Annotated in this window: 14 protein-coding genes; 7 read left to right on the forward strand and 7 right to left on the reverse strand. The window is 37.1% G+C overall.

Annotated features, from left to right (window positions below):
- Window positions 1-58: 58 nt before the first annotated feature.
- The 3 genes from AC1PJ9_RS14175 to AC1PJ9_RS14185 all read left to right on the forward strand — a co-directional run bounded on the left by AC1PJ9_RS14175 (window position 59) and on the right by AC1PJ9_RS14185 (window position 4,707).
- A complete protein-coding gene (locus AC1PJ9_RS14175) occupies window positions 59-2,617 on the forward strand; it encodes a fimbria/pilus outer membrane usher protein (protein ID WP_311087606.1) in 2,559 nt (852 codons plus the stop codon).
- A complete protein-coding gene (locus tag AC1PJ9_RS14180; protein WP_311087607.1) occupies window positions 2,614-3,624 on the forward strand; it encodes a fimbrial protein in 1,011 nt (336 codons plus the stop codon). Before AC1PJ9_RS14175 ends, AC1PJ9_RS14180 begins: the two co-directional genes overlap by 4 nt.
- Window positions 3,625-3,732: 108 nt before the next feature.
- Window positions 3,733-4,707: a DUF4882 family protein gene (locus tag AC1PJ9_RS14185; RefSeq protein WP_311087608.1), complete on the forward strand. Its 975-nt coding sequence runs from the start codon at window positions 3,733-3,735 to the stop codon at window positions 4,705-4,707.
- Between the two features lie 60 nt (window positions 4,708-4,767).
- On the opposite strand, the gene AC1PJ9_RS14190 is transcribed toward AC1PJ9_RS14185, so the two are convergent.
- Window positions 4,768-5,877 carry an S-(hydroxymethyl)glutathione dehydrogenase/class III alcohol dehydrogenase gene (locus tag AC1PJ9_RS14190; RefSeq protein WP_311087609.1) on the reverse strand — a complete coding sequence of 370 codons (1,110 nt, stop codon included), beginning with the start codon at window positions 5,875-5,877 and terminating at the stop codon, window positions 4,768-4,770.
- Window positions 5,878-6,105: 228 nt separating this feature from the next.
- Window positions 6,106-7,977 carry a non-contractile tail sheath protein gene (locus AC1PJ9_RS14195; RefSeq protein WP_311087610.1) on the reverse strand — a complete coding sequence of 624 codons (1,872 nt, stop codon included), beginning with the start codon at window positions 7,975-7,977 and terminating at the stop codon, window positions 6,106-6,108.
- 182 nt (window positions 7,978-8,159) lie between these two features.
- Between AC1PJ9_RS14195 and AC1PJ9_RS14200 the strand changes: the two genes are divergently transcribed.
- On the forward strand, window positions 8,160-9,320 hold the full coding sequence (locus AC1PJ9_RS14200) for a catalase family protein (RefSeq protein WP_311087611.1): 1,161 nt from the start codon (window positions 8,160-8,162) through the stop codon (window positions 9,318-9,320).
- Window positions 9,321-9,412: 92 nt separating this feature from the next.
- Here AC1PJ9_RS14200 and AC1PJ9_RS14205 read toward each other — a convergent pair whose 3' ends face one another.
- Together AC1PJ9_RS14205 and AC1PJ9_RS14210 are read right to left on the reverse strand one after the other, a co-directional pair.
- Entirely contained in the window at window positions 9,413-9,778 is a 366-nt protein-coding gene (locus AC1PJ9_RS14205; RefSeq protein WP_311087612.1) for a hypothetical protein, read from the reverse strand.
- 785 nt (window positions 9,779-10,563) lie between these two features.
- Window positions 10,564-11,031, reverse strand: a complete 468-nt coding sequence (locus tag AC1PJ9_RS14210) for a hypothetical protein (RefSeq protein WP_311087613.1) — start codon at window positions 11,029-11,031, stop codon at window positions 10,564-10,566.
- A 434-nt stretch (window positions 11,032-11,465) separates the two neighbouring features.
- On the opposite strand from AC1PJ9_RS14210, the gene AC1PJ9_RS14215 reads away from it, so the two are divergent.
- Window positions 11,466-13,025: a phospholipase D family protein gene (locus AC1PJ9_RS14215; RefSeq protein ID WP_311087614.1), complete on the forward strand. Its 1,560-nt coding sequence runs from the start codon at window positions 11,466-11,468 to the stop codon at window positions 13,023-13,025.
- A 9-nt stretch (window positions 13,026-13,034) separates the two neighbouring features.
- On the opposite strand, the gene AC1PJ9_RS14220 is transcribed toward AC1PJ9_RS14215, so the two are convergent.
- From AC1PJ9_RS14220 to adeR, 3 genes are all read right to left on the reverse strand, one after another.
- Window positions 13,035-13,622, reverse strand: coding sequence for a uracil-DNA glycosylase family protein (locus tag AC1PJ9_RS14220; protein WP_311087615.1), 588 nt, complete (start codon window positions 13,620-13,622; stop codon window positions 13,035-13,037).
- A gap of 95 nt (window positions 13,623-13,717) precedes the next feature.
- Complete coding sequence (gene adeS / locus AC1PJ9_RS14225) at window positions 13,718-14,803, reverse strand: two-component sensor histidine kinase AdeS (protein WP_311087616.1); 1,086 nt, start codon at window positions 14,801-14,803, stop codon at window positions 13,718-13,720.
- The gene (gene adeR / locus AC1PJ9_RS14230) at window positions 14,793-15,524 is read right to left on the reverse strand and encodes an efflux system response regulator transcription factor AdeR (protein ID WP_311087617.1); all 732 of its coding nucleotides are present in this window, start codon (window positions 15,522-15,524) and stop codon (window positions 14,793-14,795) included. Before adeR ends, adeS begins: the two co-directional genes overlap by 11 nt.
- A gap of 143 nt (window positions 15,525-15,667) precedes the next feature.
- Between adeR and AC1PJ9_RS14235 the strand changes: the two genes are divergently transcribed.
- Together AC1PJ9_RS14235 and AC1PJ9_RS14240 are read left to right on the forward strand one after the other, a co-directional pair.
- Window positions 15,668-16,834 (forward strand): efflux RND transporter periplasmic adaptor subunit, encoded by a 1,167-nt coding sequence (locus AC1PJ9_RS14235; RefSeq protein ID WP_311087618.1) that lies wholly within the window; start codon window positions 15,668-15,670, stop codon window positions 16,832-16,834.
- Window positions 16,831-19,938, forward strand: coding sequence for an AdeB/AdeJ family multidrug efflux RND transporter permease subunit (locus AC1PJ9_RS14240; RefSeq protein ID WP_311087619.1), 3,108 nt, complete (start codon window positions 16,831-16,833; stop codon window positions 19,936-19,938). Before AC1PJ9_RS14235 ends, AC1PJ9_RS14240 begins: the two co-directional genes overlap by 4 nt.
- Window positions 19,939-19,979 lie beyond the last annotated feature (41 nt).

The raw sequence follows: 19,979 nt of genomic DNA on the forward strand, positions 1-19,979 counted from the left end.
CAGATTTATATTTTTAATAAATTTTAAGCACCTATTATGTGAGTAGGCGGACTTAGCTATGCCAAAAAAACGGCAAGAATCTTATAAATTATTAAAACGCCATATTTGTTATTACTTGGCTTCTGGTGTTGTTACAATGACAATGCCTGTATTCGTGCACGCTGAAGAAACAGCTGCGAGTGCTCCTGTGGAAGCTGAGTTTGATTCTGCTTTTTTAATTGGCGATGCAAAAAAAGTTGATATTTCTCGCTTTAAATATGGCAATCCTGTTTTACCTGGCGAATACAACGTTGACGTATATGTAAATGGCCAATGGTTTGGTAAACGTCGCATGGTTTTTAAAGCTGTAGATCCAACGCAAAATGCGGTGACTTGCTTTACAGGAATGAATCTTCTTGAATACGGCGTAAAACAAGAGATTTTGACTAAGCATGCTCCCCTTCAAAAAGAAAATAATACTTGCTACAAAATTGAAGAATGGGTAGAAAACGCATTTTATGAGTTTGATAACTCTCGCTTACGTGTAGATATCTCAATTCCTCAAGTCGCATTACAAAAAAATGCGCAAGGTTATGTCGATCCAAGTGTGTGGGATCGTGGTATTAATGCAGGCTTTTTATCTTATAGTGGTAGTGCTTATAAGACGTTTACTCATTCTAATGATAGAAGTGAAACGTCAAATGCATTTATGGGAATCACTGCCGGACTAAATTTAGGTGGCTGGCAATTACGTCATAACGGTCAGTGGCAGTGGCAAGATACACCTGCTGAAAATCAGTCTAAATCAAGTTACGAAGAAACAAGTACTTACCTGCAGCGAGCATTTCCAAAATATCGTGGTGTGTTAACACTTGGGGATAGCTTTACCAACGGCGAAGTATTTGATTCTTATGGCTATCGCGGTATCGATTTCTCAAGTGATGATCGAATGCTGCCAAATAGTATGCTTGGCTATGCTCCACGTATTCGTGGTAATGCTAAAACCAATGCAAAAATTGAAGTTCGCCAACAAGGTCAACTTATTTATCAAACAACAGTAGCACCGGGTAACTTTGAAATTAACGACCTATACCCAACTGGTTTTGGTGGTGAGATTGAAGTTACTGTTATTGAAGCAAATGGTGAGATTCAAAAATTTGCCGTGCCGTATGCATCTGTTGTACAGATGTTACGTCCTGGTATGAACCGTTATTCTTTAACTGTAGGTCAATTCCGTGATCGTGATATTGATCTTAATCCGTGGGTGGTTCAGGGTAAATATCAACAAGGTATTAACAACTATTTAACAGGTTATACCGGAATTCAGGCTTCTGAAAATTATACAGCTTTATTGCTAGGTGCCGCTTTCGCAACACCTATTGGTGCAATTGCATTTGACGTTACCCACTCTGAAGCTGACTTTGAAAAACAAGCTTCCCAGTCAGGGCAAAGTTTCCGTTTAAGTTATAGTAAATTAATTACTCCAACCAATACGAATTTAACACTTGCTGCTTATCGCTACTCAACTGAAAACTTCTATAGATTGCGTGATGCCCTGCTTATTCGTGATTTAGAAGACAAAGGCATAAATACCTATTCTGCTGGTCGCCAACGTAGTGAATTCCAAATTACCTTAAACCAAGGCCTTCCTGAGGGTTGGGGTAACTTTTATATGGTAGGTTCATGGGTTGATTATTGGAACCGTAGCGAAACGACTAAACAGTATCAAATTGGTTATAGCAACAATTACCATGGTTTAACTTATGGCTTGTCTGCGATTAACCGTCAAGTTGAATATGGTTCAAATACTCAATCACGTGATACTCAGTACTTAATGACATTGTCTTTCCCAATGAACTTCAAGAAGAACTCAGTCAATGTCAACATTACTGCATCTGAAGATAGTCGTACAGTAGGTGCAAGTGGTATGGTGGGTGATCGCTTTAGTTATGGTGCGTCAATGTCGCATCAAGACTATACAAACCCAACATTTAACGTAAATGGTCGTTATCGTACTAACTATACAACTGTTGGCGGTTCTTATAGCGTAGCTGACTCTTATCAGCAAGCAATGGTGAGCTTAAGCGGTAGTATTGTTGCTCACTCAGAAGGTGTGTTATTTGGCCCTGAACAAGGTCAAACAATGGTACTTGTACACGCACCTGATGCAGCTGGAGCAAAAGTAAATAATACGGTTGGTCTAAGTGTAAATAAAGCAGGTTATGCGGTAGTTCCTTATGTTACTCCATACCGTCTTAATGACATTACGCTTGACCCTCAAGAAATGTCTAGCAAAGTAGAACTTGAAGAAACGAGTCAACGTATTGCTCCATTTGCTGGCGCAATTGCTAAAGTAGACTTTGCAACCAAAACTGGTTATGCAGTTTATATTAAAAGTAAAACTGTAGATGGCAACAGCCTACCGTTTGCTGCACAAGTCTTTAACCAAAAAGATGAAGCTGTAGGTATTGTTGCACAAGGTAGTATGATTTACTTACGTACCCCGCAAGCTCAAGATCGCCTCTATGTAAAATGGGGTGATGAAAGCAATGAGCGTTGTTCGGTTGAGTACAATGTAAGTAACCAGCTACAAAATAAGCAACAAAGCGTGGTAATGACGGAGGCTGTCTGCAAATGAAAAGAATATTATTAACGGGTGCTCTATTTACTGCTGGCTTTGGTGTGTATGGTGAAGCTAATGCAGCCTGTACTATAGTTAACTATAAGCCCAATGATGTTCTTATGGCGGTGGGTCGTGTCGTTGTGCGCCCTAGCGACCCAGTCGGTGCAGTTTTAAGAAAAGCGACTTTTCCTATTAGTAGTAACGGTACAGAAGCTTGGTATTGTGACTATACGGATTCAGTAATTGCTGAATTAACGCAAGCTTATCCATTAAGCTCTTTAGGCAATAGCATCTATACCACCAATATTCCTGGTATTGGTATTCGCCTGTACCGTGAAGCAGAAAATAATGCGAACTTTTCTGGTTATTACCCTTATCAACGTGGTGGAATCTCTGGTAGACGTTTTTTAGCGTCGGGTTATTTTGTGGTGGAAATCATTAAAATTGCATCACAAACAGGTTCTGGGACTTTAGTACCTGGTAGATACAGTAGCTATTATGTCCGTGGCTTTCCAGATAAACCTTTCTTAACAAGTACTGTTAATGCCAATGCGATTACGATTGCATCTTCTTCATGTGAAATACAAGGTAACATTAACAAGGTTGTACAGCTTCCTACAGTTACCAAAGCTGGTTTTAAAGGTGTGGGTTCAACTCAAGGTGAACAAACCTTTGATATGAATATTCTCTGTAATGGTGGTATTAACCCTACCGGCTATGAAGAGAAAAACCTTATTAGTTTGACCTATGACTTTACTCAAGATGGTACAAACAATCAGGTTTTAGCGAATACAGCTGCAGCTTCTGAAAAAGCAAACGGTGTAGGCGTTCAGTTACTTTGGAATTATCAAAATAAAAATCAAGTCATCAAAAAAGGAGATAAGCTCGCTTTAGGTACATTGTCTTCTAATCAGACACTTCAATATAACGTACCGATGACTGCCCGCTACTATCAAACAGCAACGAATGTTACACCTGGTAAAGTTCGTGCTATGGCAACTGTAACTATTGAATATGATTAATCATATTCAATAGTTTATAAACTCAAAAATATCAAATATTTAAAAACTAATAATAACTTTTTATCAATACTTTCTAAGAACTTAATACTTAACTTTATAGGAACATCTATGAAAAAAATAGGTATCGTTGCGGTTAGTGCAATTACATTATGCTGGGCCATGTATGAAGTATCTTCTGATAATACCAATGCAACACCGCGCAATGAATCTAACCAAAAAGTCGCATCTAAAAGCATTTCATCAACTACAAAGAATGAAAAATTAGTATCTCAACCCCTCTTGACTCAAATGAATACCCCTAATTCCTCTGCCCCAGTCTGCAAATATAATTTTGATGCGACTCAAGAAGATTATGATTTATGGAATAGTGAACACTCTGACTATTGGTCTATGAAAATATTTCCAATAATAAGTGGGCAAAAGTTTGGTTTTAAAGTGGAGCCTAGATTAGAAAGTGAGTATGGCGATTTAAATTATGTAGCTACAAGTAAAGCTAATCTTAATTCGACTAATGAGATTGGAGATTTAACTATACCCCATACAGGTATTATTGCATTTGAAATGGAGCATAAGATTCCAGTATCAGCTCTTGGGAACTCATCACTTGGAAATTCTAGTTATTACTCATCTAGCATTGGATTTAGTGGGATAACAAATAATGGTTATACAGTTAGATCTAATTATTGGTTTAATATGGGGAGTTATGATCCAGATTTTGGTGAGAATCCAGCTAGATTACACTATTATGTAGCCTACCGACTTAGTGATGACAGCGGCCCTGACAATCCATACTATAAGGGGCAAAATATGACAAACAATTCAAATGGATACCAAAGATTAGGTATATATATTAATCAGAACACTAAGCAGGTTGGCTTTATTATAAATGGTGTTGATCAGGGGTATCAATCTACTTTGCCTGCTCCACTTGAGAATATACGTTTTTCTGCCTCAAGTAGTATAGGAATATATTCTAATCAATTATTTGGCCAAGAGTTGTCTAACGAACTCATTACAGACCGTAATTCGCTACAGTTCAACTACCCTCGGGGTACAACTGACATGTGCGGTAATGCTATTTGAAATATAAAACTATGAAGCGTAAAAAAGGGCTGAATCACAACAGCCCTTTTTTTATTTCATTTAGAAATGAATGACTGTACGGATTGATTTACCTTCGTGCATTAAATCAAAAGCGGTATTAATGTCTTGTAAAGGCATGGTATGCGTTACAAAAGGTTCGAGCTGAATTTCACCTTTCATAGCATCTTCGACCATTTTAGGAAGTTGTGAACGTCCTTTCACACCACCAAATGCTGTACCTAACCATTTACGGCCAGTAACTAACTGGAACGGACGAGTTGAAATTTCTTGGCCTGCACCCGCAACACCAATAATGACGGATTGTCCCCAACCACGATGTGCACACTCTAGAGCCGAGCGCATAACATTGACGTTACCAATACATTCAAATGAGTGATCTACCCCCCAGCCTGTCATTTCTACAATGACTTGTTGAATCGGTTGGTCATAATCTTTTGGATTTAAGAAATCTGTAGCACCAAACTGTTTAGCAAGTTCAAATTTATCTGGGTTTGTGTCAATTACAATAATACGCCCTGCTTTTGCCTGACGTGCACCTTGTACAACAGCTAAACCAATACCCCCTAAGCCAAATACTGCAACCGAATCACCTTCTTGTACTTTAGCTGTGTTATGCACGGCGCCAATACCAGTCGTCACACCACAGCCCAGCAAGCATACTTGCTCGTGATTTGCCTCAGGATTGATCTTAGCTAAAGATACTTCGGCTACTACCGTATATTCACTAAAGGTTGAACAACCCATATAGTGGTAAATCGGCTCACCATTATATGAAAAACGTGTGGTGCCATCCGGCATAACGCCTTTACCTTGAGTGGCACGTACAGCAACACACAGGTTAGTTTTTCCAGATTTACAGAATAAGCATTCTTTACATTCTGCTGTATAAAGCGGAATAACATGATCACCCGGTTGAAGGCTTGTTACACCTTCACCGACTTCAACAACCACCCCTGCACCTTCATGACCTAAAATTGCTGGGAAAACACCTTCAGGATCATCACCAGACAGTGTAAAAGCATCGGTATGGCATACACCAGTATGGGTAATCTTGATTAAAACCTCTCCCGCTTTGGGTGGTGCAACATCAATTTCAACAATTTCTAAAGGTTTTCCTGGGGCAAAGGCGACAGCTGCACGAGATTTCATCTTTGGGTTTCCTTTATATCATTTGGTATTTATATTCGAACAAAATAGATAATGTAACGCTAATACAAGAGCTTAATTTTGCTTAAATTAAAATTGGCTTTCATAGCAATCCATTACAGCATAGCCAGTCACATACGTCTAAGCAAGCCTACATTTAAAAAACAAGAAAACCCCTTACTTGAAGAGGTTTCTTATCAAATCATTAACTTATAACCAGCTTATTTTTACTTATAGGTAAATATCCGGTGGATATGGCGTGTTATCGCTAATAGGTGTATAGAGAGTATTTTCAACAAAGAACCCGTCTGGTGCTTGAGTCGTATCAATTGTTATGGAATCAAACATTACTTGTGGATAGGCCCATATAAACTGCTTCATTAAACCTAAAGAAACATTGTTTTTCATATCACCAAAAATCCGTTGCCAGATTGGTGTTCGATAAGGCTTGTTTTTATCAAACCCATAGATATAAGCAATAGATGCATCGGGTACAAAACCAGATAAATAAGCGACTTTATTTGTAGGATAATTTAAATCTTGGGTTGGTATTTGAGAAACAGCTTGATGAGCTAAATCTAATTTAGCCTCTAAAAGCCAATCATAGGCTTCAGTCATAATGTAATCAAAATGAGGGTATGAATAATGCTCACTTGGATAGTTGATATAAGTTGCTAGGGTTTGTATTGGGGAGCGAATAGATGGGAAAAAAATTAATGGACACACTTGAGCATTTGAATATTTTGCTTTAATCGCTGTTCGGATATCTTGGCAGGTCTGCCCTAACTTATTTCTTAACCATGTTTTAAATTCATCATACGGTGTTCCTGTTTTATTCATCGCCTCATAGATTGTCCCTAAGTCTGGCGCATATAAGCCTGTATCTGCATTAAAAGCTAACTTAGTTGGATAGTCATAGATACATGGTAAGTTTGTATCAGTGTTATACCACCACCAAGGCTCACCAATTTGCATGTTGACATCACATCCACCCGTCACCATGGTATCTGCAAACTCAATAAAAACTTTATGTAAATATGCCAAAGCATTTTGATCGCTTAAACTGAAGAAATAACTTGGAGGCTGGTAGCCTGTTTTACCCAAATTACTATTCCAGTCGCGCTGTGCCCAAAACTCATTTGCACCTAGCGAATACATTTCAAAACTTACCCCAAAAACGGGTTGCATATTTGCATTATGCAGCGCTTGGGCATATTTCTCATGCCATTTACGGGTACATGGGTTAACAACATCTTGTCCAGTCACTAAGGTGTCTGGAATCTGAAATCTATTAATATCACTTCTCCAGATCATTTCCGGATAGTGCGACATACCACAATAATGGTTAATAAAACCGTGATATCCCAAAGCAGTCATGTTATTGACGATTCGTTGTGGATTCAGATCGTAATGGTCGTCATAACTGGTACATAAACCATAATTATGCTGTGGTACTACCACTCGGCTTAGATTTAATTTTGCATTTGCACCTGTCACGACTGAATTGGTAATTCGAATATAACCATCTTCCGCCTGACTTAAAGGTAATGATGAGTGTGCGTTATAGCTACTTGTAAACGCTGAAAATGAAATTCGCTGAATATTGGTAACCGGAAAGCTATCTGTGGCCGAGAAGCCTGCTTTGACTGTATCCCAGTTAATATGAATATGGGCAGATCTTGAAGATGGAGTATTCGCATAGTTGAACAAAACAATATACGCAATTTTATCTACCCCACTGTCGTTATAGTAAACTGTTAGAGTTGGGGTTAATGACTCATTATTTAAAACAGGCATAGAGGGTGAGAGCTCAATGTCAAAGTCCCAAACCACACCCGAATAGCTATACTTGGTTTCATAAGCTAGCAATTTATGATCTTTAGAGTCGTAAGAGTCCCAACTAATACCAGCTAAGTCTGTAGTCATACGTGAGCGGAAAGATGCTTCAAAACCATTGCCATAATTGGTAATAGCAAAAGACATGCTTTGTGGACCATCTATTCTCCAATAGCTTGGGCTGAACCGATCAATAAGTATATTTTGAGTAATTGGATAAGGTGAAACAGTAGAATTATTTTGTACATTTTCTGAATTATTTATCATGTCATATTGCTCTTAATGGTTTTAAGAAGCTTTATATTAAATAATAATTTTATTTATATTGTTCAGATAAGTAACAATTGAGTTTAATCTATTAACAGTAGATAATTCTTATTGTCTTTAAAATAATAGAAAATAACACATTATTTTAATTCTAAAGTGGACTTTGCAATAAGGAGCAATGAATGCCAAATTTTTCTCAATTAAGGCACTTTAGAGTATTACTTATTTTTACTCCAGCGCTATCATTATTAAGTGGTTGCAACGATAACGCATTTTATAAGAATACTAAACCTACTGTTATTTCTTCTAGTATTGCAAAATCTTACCCAGAGCCAGACACGTATTTGGGTGAAAAACTTCAGCCAAATGAAAAGCTGACAGCACAACAAATATCGACAGTTATTGAAGAATCTATCCGAAAAGAATACTCATCAGGCCAAGCCTTAAGAGATGCACATCCGAAAGCACATGGCTGTGTTCGTGCCGAGTTTCATGTACTTAAAAATATTCCAACTCAACTCGCAAAAGGTGTATTTGTTCCCGATAAAAGCTATCAGGCGTGGATTCGCTTTTCGAATGCATCCAAGGATGCCTCTCAAGCGGATATTGAAAAAGATGCCCGTGGCATGGCTATAAAAGTCTTAGGTGTACCCGGCGAGAAAATTTTAGAAAGTGAAAAAGAAGCCACAACCCAAGATTTTATTATGATCAATCACCCAGTCTTTTTTGTGAATGATGGGCAAAGATATCTTTCTTTTATACACGATATTAATAGTAAAAGTACTCTTAGAAAGTTTCATATTCCGTTTGCTTTAGGGATTAAGGGAACAATGAATGCCGTAGGAGCGCGTAATTCTAAAATTTCTAATCCTTTATATGCACGCTACTGGTCAATGGTGCCCTATCAACTCGGTTTGGGTAGTGACCGTCAAGCTGTTAAGTACTCTGTAAGAAATTGCTCAGCGGTGTCTACAGCTCTACCTGATCATCCAAACCATAATTTTTTAAGAGAGGCTTTAAAAGATAGCTTGCAGAAGCAAGAGGTTTGTATGGAATTTTTAATACAACCAAGAACTTCAACTCAAATGCAAGTTGAAGATGCAATGACAGAATGGAAAGAAAAAGAAGCACCTTTTTATCAAGTTGCGACTATTCGTATTCCAAAGCAAAACTTTGATACGCCTGAACAAAATCAATTTTGTGAAAATCTTTCCTTTACGCCTTGGCATGCTTTACCTGAACATAAACCTTTAGGTGCAATAAATAGAATGCGTAAAGTTATTTATGAAAATATAAGTAAAGTCAGACATGACATGAACTCTGCACCTCGACAAGAACCTTAGAAATCAAGTAGTCATCACTTAAATATAAAAAGAACTGCCGATAAGTAAGGCAGTTCTTTTTATATTTTTATTTATTAGAAATAGCTATATGGTTAAGGTCTGCATATCAGTTTTTCAACAATAGAGCTGGGAATGGCTAACCTCTTTTTTATTGTGTAATCTCCTTTACTTGTATCGATAGTGATTCGATCAATGAAATCTGCTAACCATAAAATAAAATCTTCCTCACTTTTATAGTTGGGAAGCAAACTAATATCAAACTTAAAAGGTAGTTCCTCTTGAAAGTTAAGAAGAGCACCTCCGAAATCAAAAAAATTATATAAAAACTTCAACTCAGTACCCGTAATAGCTTTTTTTATTTCTATAATTAAATTATTTAAGTTTTTCAGATGATTGTTCGTGTGATCTTGTTTAATATTTTTAGAAATTTTTTCTGCTAATAGTAAGTATTTTGGCATTTCTATCTCCTTATTAATTTCTTATAAAATATGAGTATAAAATCAAAGTTATAAAAATAAGTTTTTAGTTTTTATTAAAATGTTATTTATTTTTAAATTTAATACAAAATTATGTAAGTTGAAACCATTTATTATTTTAAATTGTGATCTACTTTAATTTATATTCCAAGTAAATTAATAGGTTTTATATGAATCATAAATAAGCTCAATACTTTTAAATTATTGAGCTTATCTTTAATTTACTTAATATGATTAAAAGTATAATACTTTAATCTTAAGTCATTTTATGGGAATTCTTCATCTTATGAATTTTCCCACATTTCCTGCACTCTCTAACTTCATCATGTGAAATATCAAAGTCGTATTCCCAGATGTGCATACAGAAAAACTGTCTAAAATTATGGAGCATAGACACCTCCTTTTAAAAAACCAACACATATGAAAGTTCTTTATAGCTTCAGAATACATCTAGACTAAACTGTCTACAAGAGAGCCTTTTACCCTATCTTTTTTGAAAAATACGAGAAAAGCTCGGGTTCAATTGAAAAGAATGTATTTTAAAATTTCTATATCTCCTTCATGAATGAAGATAATTAAAAACTAACATTGATTTCTGTATCTGTTTTTATAGGGAACAAGCGAATTATGTACACAGTGAAAACTTATGTGAATAGATCCATATCAACATAGATTGTTAAGATCAAAAAAACCGCCCCAGAAGGCGGTCGCTGAATTTTGACAGCGATACATAGAAGTGTGGTGGAAACACTTCTATATTCTTTAAGTTATTTTTCTTCTTTTATCATTTTTATAAAAGCTTCTGATTTAAAGTAGTTGATGATGAGTTCACCGTCATCACTTGTCTGTGCTGTTACTGATGAATTTTTAAAGTTATCAAACTCATTATTAAATTTAAAATCTGGAGGAATAAATTTTGAAATAGGCGGAAGTTGTGTCTCCCCACCTGTAGTCATTCTTTCTATAAATCCTGCTAACCATAAAATATATTCATCCTTATTTTTATGACTAGGCATTAGACTAATATCAATCTTAACGGCGCATTCATCTAGTGGTTTTGTCAGACATTCTTCGAAGTCAATAAAGTTATATTTAAGCTTAAATTTAGTACCTTTAGTTTCTTTACGAATTACGCCTATTAAGTTATTCAGGTGTTCAGTGGGACTATCAGAGAAAAGATCTTGTTCTTCAATTTTCTTATATACCTTTTCAGCAATCATTAAATATTGTGGCATTTCCTATCTCCTTTTCCTTCCTATTCTTGGGAGGTTGCTTACTCAGCTTTTTAAGGAAGTATGATAGAAATCATGTGTTTTAATGTAGTTGTTATTGAACTAATTGTAAGTAATGTGAATTTGTGCAGCTCGATTATTTATTAAAGCACAACTTATAAAAATAATGAGAATTACGACACTATTTTATCGCTAAAACTCCTAAATTATCGAAATAATTTCTTGCAGTAAAATGCAGCTCACATTGTCAAAATGATCACTAAATAGACCTCTTATGATGTTTTAAAAATATCATTTAATACATTGTTTTATATAAATTTTAATTTTATGGTTTTTTAGAGTACAACAAAATCATACAGTTATTGTGATTTTTGACATATAAATTGAATATAAGAATGCTCAGATAGCTCTAACTTGGATGCGAATTAAATGCTTACATGATCAATCAGCTATATCAACAGTATAGTAATATGGCCTTAAGTGCTTGGGGTTTTACTGATTTACCTTCTTATACAGATAGATATGATCCTAATGAGAAAGATATAGTGATAAAGACAAATAATTGGTTGAATGATGATGCAGCAGAAGAAAAAACGCGTCAGGGTCTTACCGCCTTTGTAGCCCTTGATGATGCATTTATGAGTATCGCCTCACGTATCTATTTAATTAGAAATGCCAAGGAAAGCATAGATCTACAATATTATATTTGGACCAATGATTTTGTGGGTAACCTCATCTTGCATGAATTGCTTAAGGCAGCAGATCGAGGAATAAAAGTTCGACTGTTAATTGATGATCAAAACGGCATAAAACTTGATGGCATATTAAGAAGTCTCTCACAGCATACCAATTTTGAAATTAGATTATTTAATCCTTATAAGTTTCGATATCTACGCATTTTTGACTATATTTTTCGGTTCAAAAAAGTAAATCATCGCATGCATAACAAGCTCATTATTGCTGATGCTTCGATTGCAGTAACAGGCGGTAGAAATATTAGTAGTGAATATTTTGAAGCAAGCAGTAAGTTTCAATTTACAGATATGGATATTTTGTTCTATGGAGACGCCGTAAGACATGCCCAAGCTGTATTTGCCGATTTTTGGGAAAGTACCTTAAGTGTAAATGTAACTGACATTATTGGAACTTGTGCTGAGCATCATTTAAAAGCTTTAAGAGAGCATTATGAACAATTACACCACGAAGACCATAGCCTCACTGAAGATAAGCTTTATGATGCGCAGAGTTATTTAAAAGAGCTTTTAGAGCATAACCCTATTCAGTGGTCTAAAGCACACTTTGTGGCAGACTCGCCTAAGAAGATTTTGGGTACTGCAACTGAACATGAAATGCTTTATGGGCAAATCATGTCTATTATGGGTAAACCTAAGCAGCACTTAGAACTCGCTTCGGCTTATTTTGTACCGACACAACAAGGTACTTATTATTTAAAGCAACTGCGAGTTGAAGGAATCAAAGTTCGTGCTTTAACTAACTCTTTTGCTGCGAATGATGTTGCGATCGTACATGCTTTTTATAGCCAATACCGCGTAGAAATGCTTAAAAATGGCATTGAGCTTTATGAATTTAAACCAGTGCTAGAACGGCGGCGTAGAACTTGGTACGAAATTGTAACGGGTAGTGTTATACCAGCAAAAGGTAAAAACAAATCAAGTTTGCATGCTAAATTTTTTGATGTAGACGGCAAAGTATTTATTGGTTCTTTTAACTTCGACCCCCGCTCTACTTACTTAAATACTGAAGTTGGCTTAGTGATTGAGTCTAACCAATTACAAACCCAAATTTCCGTTATGTTAGATCGGCATTTGCCGCAAGTAGCCTATCAACTAAAAATAAATAGCCAAGGGCAAATTATCTGGCTAGATTATCAGTCCAATGGGCAAGTTATTGAATATGATAAAGACCCGGGGACTAGTCGCTTTCAAAGAACAATGATTAAAGCTGTTTCTTACCTGCCCATTGAATGGATGATGTAATTTTGAATATTACAAGAATCCAATTTCACTAAAGAATTTTTGATAGGCTTCCGCTTTCTTCTCAAGAGCTAATGGATATGCTCTAGAAGAGGATGGTAACCGATATAAATGAATATTACGGTCTGCAAAGTAAGTTGATGTCGATGTCCCAATTAAAGGTTTTTCAGTGTTTTCAGGTAAAACCGAAATTAAGGTATCAGTGGCTTTGTCACCTGTCGTCATAATCGTCTGACATAAAGGAATTTGCTGAAGTAAAGCAGCCAAATCTGTTGGAGTCACAATTTCCAGAAATTTATCGGAAGCATTACCTTTGAGGCGTTTAATTTGATAAGCCGTATCGAAAATGGCTATACCTGTTTCAGTTAAGAAATTTCGGATCCGTTCTTCATTAAATGTTTTCTGATTTTCACTTAAAAAATAGGTTTTATCTTGGAAGAAGATTAAGCCAAAAATTCTCCACATGTCATTTTGAAAGTTTGGATAGTAAAAGTCTATCTTCCATTTATTACGGGGCGGCGGAAAACTCCCTAACATTAATAAGCGGGCATTTTCAGGTAAAAATGGTTGTAGTGGATGGGTTTCTATCTCAATTATCATAAAAAATCAGTATTTACTTTAAAAATCTATAAGTAACTTAACGCATTTTTAGGTTAATCACGAGTCAAGAAATGCAAATTCTGTTAACGAAAGCGTTAAGTTATTTCATTTCCCTCTTGTTGAGGAATGCTAATTTTAAAAATGCTGTGTGAATTTTGGTTGATGTAATCAACCTGACCTTTATGTGCAATCACCAGCGCTTGTACAACTGAAAGTCCTAAGCCAGTTCCACCTAGCTCTTTATTTCTTGACTGCTCAAGCCGAAAAAAAGGATTAAATAATTCTTTATGGTGCTCAGCTGAAATACCTGGCCCTTCATCTTCTATTTCTAAAACCCAATCATGTTGATGATATTGGGTTGAAATTTTTAACTTGCCCGGATTTGCATATCGCGTGGCATTATCAAGTAAAGCAATTAAAACTTGTTCTATTCGTCTATGATCGCACTTCACTTCTGGTGCCTGAATATTGAAAGTTACTTTAAGTTGAGCAGTCTGTAGTTTTTCTTGAAACATGTGCACGACTTTATAGGCAGTCTCATTAAAATTTATCGTTTCAATATTAAGTCTGAGTTGCTGGTTTTCAAATAGGCTTAAAGTACGTAAGTCCTCCACAAGGTTCGATAATCCTTCAACTTGACTCAGTAAATTTTTAAATAAAGCCGGCTCGGGTTTAAAGACACCATCGATAATACCTTGTAGCCGTCCTTGTAAAATTGTGACAGGTGTTCTTAGCTCATGGGCAATGGCAGCATTCCAGACATGAGCGTTTTGTACAGAAGTTTCAAGCTTTTGAGCCATATCATTAAAATTATGCATCAGTTCAGCAATTTCGGAAGTATGATGCACAGGACTGTCCACACGTGCAGATAAATCACCCTGACTAATTTTTTTTGCTGCATCTGCTAATAGATTAATCGGCACAATAAAACGTTGAGCAAGCTTAATCCCCAAAATAATTGAAAATGCTGTACCAAACAAAAGCACGGCGAATAACCATACGCCGTCTAAATAGTGGAAAAACTCATCGCTTTCTTTTAATTTTTCAAGAGAAATAAGACCAACTTCGATCGCAACATAATAAGTACCATAACCTAATATGAGCGAACTCAACGTAACAATTAGACTGGTAAAGCTAAGAGCAATAATCAGTTGTTTACTAATACCAGTTTTATTTTTCATGCGGATTATCCAAACGGTAGCCTACCCCACGAACATTAATTAGCATGTTCTCTAAACCTAGCTCTTCCATTTTCTTTCGTAGCTTACTGACATGGCTATCAACTGTACGCTCAAGCGCATCACGATCTGGTAAGCAATGATTCATCAGTTCAGAACGGGTAAAAACTTTATGTGGATGAGGTAGCATCAATAGCAAAATTTTGTATTCCGTCAGGGTCAAATTAAGCGCTTGTTGCTTGTTACCTAAGTATATATAAGCAGTATGAATTTCGGTATTTACTTCAATATTTTTATAAATCAGATTGCGGTTAGACATTTGCTGGTTTTGTTGAGTACGTCGTAGTACTGCTTGTACACGTGCAACCACTTCATTGGGATTAAATGGTTTTACGACAAAGTCATCTGCCCCAATTCTTAGAGCCATGACTTTATCAATTTCTTGATCTAAAGCAGTTAGCATAATCACAGGTGTAGCTGCTTTTTGCCGAATTTTATTTAGAACTTCCCATCCACTTAATTCGGGCATTTTTATATCGAGTATGACCAAATCAATAGGCTGAGTTGCATGTATTTCAATGGCCTGTTTACCATTCATGGCACGTACGACACGCATGCCTTCGCGTTTTAAATAATGCTCGATAATATCGCCAATATCATAGTCATCTTCCACCACAAGAATAAGCTTATCTTGACAATTAAACGTAAAGGTTGACTCGAACATAGCAATAAAACACGAGAAAAATTTGATTTATGATACGCGTATTTTTCCGCAAATCTCCACACTTTTTCCACACATTAGTGATTTTTGTTACACACATATCAAAAATAATGTCAGCATCTAGAAATCCATTAGGTGTTACAAAAGTGCAGAAGCATTTTTTAGTTCCATTCATATTCTCAATTAGTCTTGTTTTACATGGCTGTGGTAAAGAACAAGCGACAGATCAAACACAAGCGCAAGAAGCTAAAGTCACTGTTTTAGCACTTCAACCGCAGGCAGTGAATTTTAGTGAAAACTTACCTGCGCGTGTTCAAGCTTTTCGTACAGCCGAAATTCGTCCTCAGGTAGGCGGTATTGTTGAAAAAGTTCTGTTCACCCAAGGTAGTGAAGTCAAGGCTGGACAACCTTTATATAAAATAAACTCGGAAATTTTTGAAGCTGATGTAAATAGTAATCGAGCTGGTCTAAATAAAGCAGAAGCAGAAGTTAATCGTTTAAAAGTACAACTTGAACGCTATCAGCAACTCTTACCAAGTAACGCAATTAGTAAGCAAGAAGTAAGTAATGCCGAGTCGCAATATCGACAAGCGATTGCGGATGTTGCCCAAATGAAAGCTTTGCTGGCTCGTCAAAATCTTAATTTACAGTACGCCACAGTACGAGCACCAATTTCAGGCCGTATTGGTAAATCATTTGTGACCGAAGGTGCTCTAGTCAGCCAAGCTGATAGCAATACAATGGCTACCATTCAACAAATTGACCGAGTGTATGTCGACGTAAAACAGTCTATTGGTGAATATGAGCGCTTAAAGGCAGCCTTACAAAGTGGTGAGTTATCTGCCAGCAATCAAAAAGGTGTGCAAATTTTAAATAGTTTGGGACAACCTTATAACGTGTCGGCAAAAATGCTTTTTGAAGATATTAATGTTGACCCTGAAACGGGTGATGTCACCATCCGTATTGAAGTGACCAATCCTGAAAGAAAATTACTACCGGGCATGTATGTGCGCGTCAACATTGAACGCGCATCTGTTCCTCAGGCTTTACTTGTTCCGGAACAAGCTATTCAGCGCAATATGAACGGCGACCCACAAGTTTATGTTGTAAATGCCAAAGGTGGTGCAGATATACGTCCTGTAGAGCTAGGCCAACAATATCAACAATTTTATCTCATCAATAAAGGTCTAAAAGCTGGAGATAAAGTTGTAGTTGAAGGGATTGAGCGTATTCAGCCAAACCAAAAGCTAGCGATTTCAGCATGGAAAGCAACCTCGACAGAAAATACGGTGAAGCAAGGAGATACTAAATGATGTCTCAATTCTTTATTCGCCGCCCTGTTTTTGCATGGGTAATTGCGATTTTTATTATTTTATTTGGTGTACTGAGTATTCCAAAGTTGCCTATTGCACGCTTTCCAAGTGTTGCGCCGCCTCAGGTGAACATTACAGCAAGCTATCCTGGCGCTACTCCCAAAACGATTAATGATAGCGTTATTACCCTCATTGAACGGGAAATGTCGGGAGTAAAAAACTTACTCTACTATAGCGCGACAACCGATTCGTCAGGAACCGCTGAAATTACTGCAACGTTTAAACCCGGCACTGATGTCGATATGGCTCAGGTCGATGTACAAAACAAGATTAAAGCGGTTGAAGCCCGCTTACCGCAAGTTGTTCGTCAACAAGGTCTAGCAGTCGAAGCATCGTCTTCAGGCTTTTTAATGCTGGTCGGTTTAAACTCACCTAACCATCGTTATTCAGAGGTCGATTTAAGTGATTACTTGGTCCGTAATGTGGTCGAAGAGCTTAAACGTGTTGAGGGTGTCGGAAAAATTCAGTCTTTTGGTGCTGAAAAAGCAATGCGGATTTGGGTTGACCCCAATAAATTGGTTTCTTATGGACTCTCAATTAGTGATGTAAACAATGCGATTCGCAGCAATAACATTGATATTGCACCAGGTCGGCTTGGTGACCGTCCTTTAGTCAACGGGCAGCTAATTACAGTGCCTTTATCTGCTCAAGGCCAACTCGAAACAGTTGAGCAGTTTAAGAACATTAGCTTAAAGAGCAATATTAGCGGTGCTCATATTAAGTTATCGGATGTAGCCGATGTAGAAATGGGCGCACAATCGTATAGCTTTGCAATTTTAGAAAATGGTAAACCTGCAACGGCTGCGGCAATTCAGCTCAGTCCTGGTGCAAATGCAGTAAAAACAGCCGATGCGGTAAAGCAGAAACTCGATGAATTAAAAGTAAACTTACCCGAAGGAATGCAATTCAGTATTCCTTATGACACTGCACCTTTCGTTAAAATCTCGATAGAAAAAGTAGTGCATACCTTACTTGAAGCCATGGTGCTGGTTTTTATTGTGATGTATGTATTTCTTCATAATGTTCGCTATACCTTAATTCCTGCGATCGTGGCACCAATTGCCCTGCTCGGCACCTTTACCATCATGCTTTTGACAGGTTACTCAATTAATGTGTTGACCATGTTCGGTATGGTGCTTGCCATCGGGATTATTGTCGATGATGCGATTGTGGTGGTCGAGAATGTTGAACGGATTATGGCAACTGAAGGCTTATCGCCTAAAGAAGCGACCTCTAAGGCCATGACCGAGATTACCAGCCCAATTATTGGTATTACCTTGGTGTTGGCTGCTGTATTTCTGCCTATGGCTTTGGCAAGTGGTTCCGTTGGTATTATCTATCGCCAATTTACGATTACCATGTCGGTTTCAATTTTATTCTCAGCATTTTTAGCTTTAACCCTAACTCCCGCACTTTGTGCAACCTTGCTCAAACCAATTGATGCTCACCATCAAAAGAAAGGATTTTATGCATGGTTTGATCGAAGCTTTGATAAGGTCACAAAAAAGTATGAAGTTATTCTTTTAAAAGTTGTTAAACATACGATTCCGACATTCATCATTTTTGTGGTGATTACAGGCCTAACTTTTGCCGGCATGAAATATTGGCCAACTGCCTTTATGCCTGAAGAAGATCAAGGCTGGTTTTTAACTTCGTTCCAATTACCTTCTGATGCAACTGCAGAACGGACTCAAAAAATTGTCAAAGAATTTGAAGGTCATTTAAATGAACAATCCGATGTAAAAAACAATATTTCAATTATGGGTTGGGGATTTAGTGGTGCTGGCCAAAACGTTGCGCTCGCTTTTACAACTTTAAAAGATTTTGGTGAACGTGATAAATCTACAACTGACTATACCAACTTTGTTAATGCAGAAATGGCGAAAAGTAAGGAAGGTACAACGATGTCGGTACTTCCTCCAGCCATAGATGAGTTAGGTACATCTTCAGGTTTTAGCTTGCGTTTACAAGATAAAGCCAATTTAGGAATGCCAGCTTTAATTTCGGCGCAAACAAAACTCATGGAAATGGCCGCTCAAAACAAAAAGTTTTATATGGTTTACCCAGAAGGTTTGCCACAAGGTGACAATATTAGTTTGAAAATAGACCGTGAGAAGTTAAATACCTTAGGTGTAAGCTTTGCTTCTGTTTCAGATATTATTTCGACCTCTATGGGATCCATGTATATCAATGACTTCCCAAATCAAGGTCGTATGCAGCAAGTCATTGTTCAAGCCAATGCACAATCGCGAATGCATTTAAAAGATATTTTGAACCTGAAGGTTGCAGGCGCAAATGGACAACTGGTGTCTTTATCTGAGGTGGTTACTCCACAGTGGAACAAGTTGCCGCAGCAATATAATCGATATAATGGCCGTCCTTCATTAAGTATTGCTGGGGTTCCTAATATTGGAGTTTCTTCAGGCGATGCAATGCGAGAAATGGAAAAATTGATTGCCAAACTTCCTCAAGGAATTGGCTATGAATGGACAGGTATTTCACTGCAAGAAAAGCAATCTGAATCGCAAATGGCATTTCTCATTGCTTTATCGATGTTGGTCGTATTCTTAGTGTTAGCTGCACTTTATGAAAGTTGGTCAATTCCACTCTCCGTTATGTTGGTTGTTCCTTTAGGTATTTTTGGAGCTATTTTAGCCATTATGTTAAGAGGAATGCCAAATGATATTTTCTTCAAAATTGGTCTGATTACTATTATTGGTTTATCTGCCAAAAATGCGATCTTAATTGTTGAGTTTGCAAAAATGCTTAAAGAAGAAGGTATGAGCTTAATTGAAGCAGCGGTTGCGGCAGCGAAGTTACGTTTACGTCCAATTTTAATGACTTCCCTTGCCTTTACTTGTGGTGTGATTCCGTTGGTAATTGCAAGTGGTGCGAGTTCAGAAACTCAGCATGCTCTAGGGACTGGTGTATTTGGAGGTATGATCTCTGCGACAATTCTGGCTATATTTTTCGTGCCGGTCTTCTTTATTTTTGTGTTAGGAGCAGCAGAAAAACTATTTTTAAAGAAGAAAACTAATCCATAAAACTGATTGAGGCGAAACAGTTAAGTGTTTCGCCTCAATTA

The sequence above is a fragment of the Acinetobacter sp. 70_2 genome (genome assembly GCF_056736115.1).